The organism is Catenibacterium sp., assembly GCF_052354645.1.
Classification (GTDB): Bacteria; Bacillota_I; Bacilli_A; order Erysipelotrichales; family Coprobacillaceae; genus Catenibacterium; species Catenibacterium mitsuoka_A.
The window spans coordinates 1-6306 of record NZ_DAWDDM010000112.1 but is presented as its reverse complement, the minus strand read 5'-3'; the positions used below and the strand labels follow the sequence as shown (position 1 = coordinate 6306).

At 33.8% G+C, this 6306-nt stretch carries 6 protein-coding genes and 1 riboswitch; of the genes, 1 reads left to right on the top strand and 5 read right to left on the bottom strand.

The genetic code is table 11. The annotated features are described in order from the left end of the window. Together ACT8VG_RS06275 and ACT8VG_RS06270 are read right to left on the bottom strand one after the other, a co-directional pair. On the bottom strand, positions 1–629 hold a 629-nt coding region (locus ACT8VG_RS06275), incomplete at its 3' end, for a family 1 glycosylhydrolase (protein ID WP_444195428.1). A gap of 306 nt (positions 630–935) precedes the next feature. Next, positions 936–1184: a hypothetical protein gene (locus tag ACT8VG_RS06270; protein WP_444195427.1), complete on the bottom strand. Its 249-nt coding sequence runs from the start codon at positions 1182–1184 to the stop codon at positions 936–938. 207 nt (positions 1185–1391) lie between these two features. Then, positions 1392–1501, top strand: a riboswitch (TPP riboswitch). 47 nt (positions 1502–1548) lie between these two features. On the opposite strand from ACT8VG_RS06270, the gene thiC reads away from it, so the two are divergent. Then, positions 1549–2856: a phosphomethylpyrimidine synthase ThiC gene (thiC, locus tag ACT8VG_RS06265; protein WP_006504752.1), complete on the top strand. Its 1308-nt coding sequence runs from the start codon at positions 1549–1551 to the stop codon at positions 2854–2856. Between the two features lie 43 nt (positions 2857–2899). Here the strand turns inward: thiC and ACT8VG_RS06260 are convergent, their stop codons facing one another. The 3 genes from ACT8VG_RS06260 to ACT8VG_RS06250 all read right to left on the bottom strand — a co-directional run bounded on the left by ACT8VG_RS06260 (position 2900) and on the right by ACT8VG_RS06250 (position 6226). After that, the gene (locus tag ACT8VG_RS06260; protein ID WP_444195426.1) at positions 2900–4369 is read right to left on the bottom strand and encodes a glycoside hydrolase family 1 protein; all 1470 of its coding nucleotides are present in this window, start codon (positions 4367–4369) and stop codon (positions 2900–2902) included. 118 nt (positions 4370–4487) lie between these two features. Then, complete coding sequence (locus ACT8VG_RS06255; RefSeq protein WP_217106025.1) at positions 4488–5525, bottom strand: NUDIX domain-containing protein; 1038 nt, start codon at positions 5523–5525, stop codon at positions 4488–4490. Between the two features lie 47 nt (positions 5526–5572). Next, positions 5573–6226, bottom strand: coding sequence for a M15 family metallopeptidase (locus ACT8VG_RS06250; RefSeq protein ID WP_117459614.1), 654 nt, complete (start codon positions 6224–6226; stop codon positions 5573–5575). Between the last annotated feature and the right edge of the window lie 80 nt (positions 6227–6306).

Genomic DNA, 6306 nt, shown 5'->3' with positions numbered 1-6306 from the left:
GCTGATAAATACATTAAATATTCAGCATCATCACCTTCTTTTAACAATACAGCACCTTCCTGGATTAAGTTATGCTGAGTCGGATCAGCCTGGTTATTGATTTCATTGAATGTCATCCAGTATTTTACTTTATGCTGATATCTTTCAAAACATACCTTTGCGAACTTCACAAACATATCAATGGCTTTACGATTTCTAAATCCTCCATATTCTTTTGCGAGTGCCCAAGGTAATTCAAAATGTGATAATGTGATGACTGGTTCAATACCATATTTTAATAATTCATCAAATACATCATCATAGAACTTTAAACCTTCTTCATTAGGTGTTTCTTCATCCCCTCTTGGGAAGATTCTTGTCCAGGCAATAGAAGTTCTAAATGCCTTGAATCCCATTTCAGCAAGTAATGCGATATCTTCCTTATAATGATGATAGAAGTCTACACCTACATGGTTTGGATAATCTTCTCCAGGAAGAACACCATCTGTTAAACGTCTAGGTGCTCCTGTTACGTTGTCTCCCGCTGTTTCTACATCTGTACAGCTGATTCCTTTTCCGCCTTCCTGCCAGGCACCTTCACACTGATGAGCAGCCACTGCGCCACCCCATAAAAAGTCGTCTCTAAACATTGTCTTATCTCCTTTTCTCTTTCTAATAATTATAAATAGAAATGAAAGTGATTTCTATAATTTTCAGAAATAGAGATCAAACTTTCGTAAAAATGTTTCATCTTTACATTATCAGTTCATCAATCCAATAAATAAGTGATATTTTGTTGACAGGATGTCATAAGATAACATGAAATACTTCTAACAAAAAAACTCTATAAACCTATTAACAAGATTCATAGAGCTGATGATATCCCTAATACAGTTGGCGATTTCGTCAATGATATACACATCACATAAATACGACAAAAAAGAAAGTATGAGCATTTATTTATCACTTTCATCTTCCATAATATAAAATAATTTATCGCCTAATTCTTCAGTTGCATACCCTAATTCATTCGGTTCATCATTTTCCTTAAACCCATATTCAAGATTCTTATCCAACACATAATTGCGAATCTGATTGAGTTCTGCTTCATTTAACTCTCTATCAGCTTTAACATATTCGATCACATTCTCTTTTGAATAACCATCTTCCGGATTCAAATCTTTCAACAATAATAAGTTATTCAATAATTTGACATCATCTTTTGATAATCTATACGTTTTTTTACTCCTATACAACTACTTTTCTTTGAATATATTTTACCGCAATTTAAAATTATAACAATGTTTTCATTGTTACATTATTTGTTCAAAATTTCACAATAATTTTGTAACATTTTTTTAATGAAAGCGTTGCATTTTATTTATATAAGATGTAATATACCACTATCAACCAAATAAAAAAAGGGGAGCTGACGCGACGGCTGAGAAGAAATACGATCGGATTTCGACCCATATAACCTGATACGGATAATGCCGGCGTAGGAATTTTGTTTTTTTAGGTATACATGCTCAGGTATACCTTTTTTTATTATTTAAAAGGAGGAAGTGTATGAGTTACACAACACAAATGGATGCTGCAAGACAGGGTATTATTACACCTGAAATGGAAATTGTAGCCGCAAAAGAATCTATGGATGTAGAAGTATTACGTGAACACATCGCGAAAGGACATGCTATTATTCCATGTAATAAGAATCATACTTCTATTGATCCAAGTGGTATTGGTTCAATGTTGAAGACTAAGATCAATGTGAACCTAGGTATTTCTAGAGACTGTAAAGACATGGATGTAGAAATTGAAAAAGTGAATAATGCAGTAAAAATGGGCGCTGAATCAATCATGGACTTAAGTTCTTATGGTGATACACGTACTTTTAGAAAGAGATTAACTAAAGAATGTCCTGCCATTATTGGTACAGTCCCTATTTATGATGCTGTTGTTTATTATCATAAGGCTTTAAAAGATATTACTGCAAAAGAATGGTTAGATATTGTAAGAATGCATGCTGAAGATGGTGTGGATTTCATGACTATTCATTGTGGAATCAATAGAGCTATGTATGAACGTTTTAAGAATAATAAGCGTTTAATGAATATTGTTTCTCGTGGTGGTTCTATTATGTTTGCCTGGATGGCTATGACTGGAGAAGAAAATCCATTCTATGAACATTATGATGAAGTCTTAGATATCTGCCGTGAATATGATATTACTATGAGTTTAGGTGATGCATGTCGTGCTGGATGTTTGGCTGATGCAACTGATGTGGCTCAGATTGGTGAGTTAGTGACTTTAGGAGAATTAACACAGCGTGCATGGGATAAAGATGTACAGGTGATGATTGAAGGTCCTGGTCATATGCCTTTAAATCAGATTGCTGCTAATATGGAAATCCAGAAGACAATCTGTAAAGGTGCACCTTTCTACGTATTAGGCCCTTTAGTTACTGATATTGCCCCTGGTTATGATCATATTACTGCTGCCATCGGTGGTGCTATTGCAGCCACTTATGGTGCATCATTCTTATGTTATGTGACTCCTGCCGAACATCTTCGTCTGCCTAATCTAGATGATGTTAAAGAAGGTATTATTGCATCTAAGATTGCCGCACATGCAGCAGACATAGCGAAGGGTATTCCTGGTGCCATGGAATTAGATAATAAGATGGCATGTGCAAGAAAGAAGCTGGACTGGGAAGAAACATTTAAATACTCAATTGATCCAGAAAAAGCAAGACGTTATCGTGCTGAAGCAGCACCTGAAAAAGAAGATACATGTTCTATGTGTGGTAACTTCTGTGCTGTTAAGAATATGAATCGTATTCTTGATGGTGAAATTGTAAATATTTTTGATGAATAAGAAAAAAAGCGTAACTCGTATATATGAGTTACGTCTTTTTGTATTAGTCTAAATCAGCACCGTTAGATTCGCAGACTTTCTTATACCAGAAGAATGAATCTTTCTTGCTTCTAGAGAAGTCCCCAGTTCCATCATCATGTCTATCTACATAGATGAAACCATAACGTTTCGCATACTGTCCAGTACCTGCAGATACTAAGTCGATTGGTCCCCAAGTTGTATAACCGATTAGTGGTACACCGTCTTCGATAGCTTCATCCATTGCTTTAATATGATCTCTGAAGTAATCAATTCTATAAGTATCATGTACAGAACCATCTTCTTCTACCTTATCAAATGCTCCAAAACCATTTTCTACAACCATTAATGGTGTATGAGGATAACGGTCATGTAAGATATTTAATGTATATCTTAATCCATCAGGGTCAATCTGCCATCCCCAGTCAGAAGCCTTTAAGTAAGGGTTCTTAGCACCTGTTGCAAGGTTACCATTTGTCTTTTCAGCATTTTCATCAACTGTTACACAGTTAGACATATAGTAAGAGAATGTATAGAAGTCAATAACACCTTCCTTAATAATCTTCTTATCTTCTTCAGTAATAAATGAAGTATCAATGCCATGATCCTTGAAATATCTGAACATATATGTTGGATATTCACCACGAACCTGTACATCACCACAGAAGTTATTCTTGAAGTTATCTTCATTAAATGCTGCAAGAATATCTTTTGGATTTGGTGTTAATGGATATAAAGTTGTATGAGCAATCATATTACCGATCATGAAATCAGGATTGATTTTATGTCCTTCTGTTACAACTAATGCACTTGCAACAAACTGATTATGTAATGCTTCAAATGTTTTCTGAGGGTTAGATTTTAATCTGTTTAATGGAATACGTTCATCAGAGTTAACATCTTCTGGGTCCATGATACCTAAACCATAAAGGTCACCTAATCCACCTTCACCCATACATGCGATATTGATTTCGTTGAATGTTAACCAGTATTTAACCTTATCCTTATAACGTTTCATACAAGTAGTTGCATACTTAACGAACATATCAATCACTCTTCTATCAGAGAACCCATTGTATTTAGTCACAATGTTCCAAGGAATTTCATAATGACATAATGTAACTAAAGGTTCAATATTGTGTTTCTTACATTCGTCAAATACCTTGTCATAGAAAGCTAAACCTTCTTCATTAGGTGTTTCATCATCACCATTAGGGAAAATTCTACCCCAGTTGATTGATAATCTGAATACATTCCATCCCATTTCTGCAAATAAAGCAATATCTTCAGCATAATGATGATAGAAATCAATTGCTTCATGACTTGGATAGAAAGCAGTCTTATCAGTCTTTGGTAAGAATGTTCTTGGAGTATTTACATCTCCACCAAGTAACATATCTGGTACTGATAAACCTTTACCATCTTCTAAATAAGCACCTTCACACTGATTGGCAGCAACTGCGCCACCCCATAAAAATCCTTTTGGAAAACTCATTTTCTTTACCTCCGTTCATCTTTTCTGTATGTATTATATACATAATAAAAATCATTATAATTTATTTTCACCAAATGAAAACGATTTACACCATATGAAAATTATCAAAAGTTATTATTTAGAATAAATCCCCTCTTTTATGTGCTCCCATATTAGACATAATACATTCCTGATGATTATGATGAACAATATCCCAGACATATTCCATCCCTGTGGCAAGTGGCTGTTTAAGAAAATCCTCTTTATCAATCCAATAAACCTCTCCTTCATCACTTGAATGAAGAACTCCTTCATACTCACTCGCCTTATAGACTAGAATAATATTATGAATAGAATGCTTATACCAATGATATAAACCACATAAATAAGGATTCTTAATTGTAAGACCTGTTTCTTCTTTCACTTCTCTAATCATAGCATCTTTGAATATTTCTTCTTTTTCTACATGACCACCAGGGAAAGTAATACCAGTATAAGAATCATTGACTTTATTTTGTATTAAAACATGGCCTTCATGATCTTCAATCATACACATATTCATTAAACAGACATCTTCCTTACGACGTTTCTTTACACCTTTAAACTCAATTGCCTGTACTGGGCATATCTCTAAACAGGCCCCACAGTGTAAACATTGTGAGACATCTATTACTTCATTATGAATACAACGTTGAGGACAAATAGTCTCACATTTGCCACAATGAATACAACGATCAGTAATGGTATAATAAGTACCATGTTCCTTACTGTTAATAGTAATAGGTGCTCTTTTAATATGTGCTGGGTCACTGATATCAAAATATTCACCAGATGCTTCATATAAACAAAAGACATCCAATGCCTTTCTTGTATCTTCTGGATAGATAGACTGCATATAAGTATTCTTTAGGAAGATCTCGTCAAGTTTATGAGACCCAATATTCTTAACCTTACCACTTAAACTAAAAGATACTTTTCCTTTAAGTCCTGTCAAGGAAATATACTCTTGGTTCATGAGTTCCTTATAGAAACTCTTACCTCTTGCAGTTAAGAAGTAAATACCTTCTTCATCATACAACATTAAGTCGATGATTCGAGTGATAGGTCTACCCTCACTATTAATAGTTGCCATTGTGACAGAATGAATGTCTTCAACAAGTAATTTGATATAATTCATAAAATACCTCCAGATATTATTTTATAACATAAAAAAAAGAGAGTCTATTACAGGCTCTCTACATACTCTTCTAAACATAGATTTTTCTGATGCATCTTCAAGGCAGCTTTCTTACCTACATAACGATAATGCCATGGTTCATGCTTAATATGTGTTATAGATGTTTTACTCTTAGGATAACGTTTCACAAAACCATATTTATAAGCATTTCTTTCTAACCATCTATAAGCAGACTGATTGGTTGTATAACGGTTATCCCCTACTATATCCACTGCAAGCCCTAATTGATGTTCGCTTGTACCTGGGACTGATACATAATTTAATGCATATCTTCTTGCAAGAAGCGTACATAACCCTTTACTCTTATAATAATTCGTACGATTATCTAAGATCTTCTGTTGTGAATAAGATGATCGATATCCTTCATTCACCTGCATATAAATATCATCTTTTCTTGCAGTTCTAAACATTTGTGATAATTCAGGCACAATACGTGAATCAACTTCTTTCCCATTATCTAGCTTTGTAAGAATCACTTTATAGTTATCTGGTATTCTATTTGTATGATTCACAAGCATAAGATTCCAGCCATGATTTGTAGAAGCATCTTCTATAAAAGTATCTGAACGAAATATAATATATCCCGATAATATGAGTAATAGAATTCCTAGAACTAAAAGACATTTCTTGAATAATCGCATTTCTTTTCACCTCACAATAGTTATATCGTGAAATGTTGAAAAGAAACATCTCAAATTCCTTACAAAAATATTAAGATTTA